Genomic DNA, 248 nt, shown 5'->3' with positions numbered 1-248 from the left:
CATACACGACAATTTGATGAGTATGGGAATAGGTATGCTCAGTCAAATGTTCGATAAGATGCATGGTTTGAGTAGCTGAAAGTTTGCTTTGGCTGCCCCCATTTTCAGGCTTAAGCTTTTCTGAGGTAAGTGTTCACCAAGCCCCTATTGACAGAAAAAGTGTGACACTCAGCACTTGATCCACTTTTTACTATTGAGTGATCATTCCAGTGCTTCATCCTGTTTGTTATGAGCAGAAAGAAAGCCCC

General features: G+C 41.9%; 1 pseudogene. It reads right to left on the bottom strand.

Features of this window, described 5'->3' with window-relative positions:
• Positions 1–124: pseudogene (locus tag H5300_RS27545) on the bottom strand (IS630 family transposase); the annotation flags it as partial.
• Positions 125–248 lie beyond the last annotated feature (124 nt).

The organism is Vibrio sp. SG41-7 (assembly GCF_014164465.1).
Classification (GTDB): Bacteria; Pseudomonadota; Gammaproteobacteria; order Enterobacterales; family Vibrionaceae; genus Vibrio; species Vibrio splendidus.
This window is presented reverse-complemented; position numbering and strand designations above follow the sequence as displayed.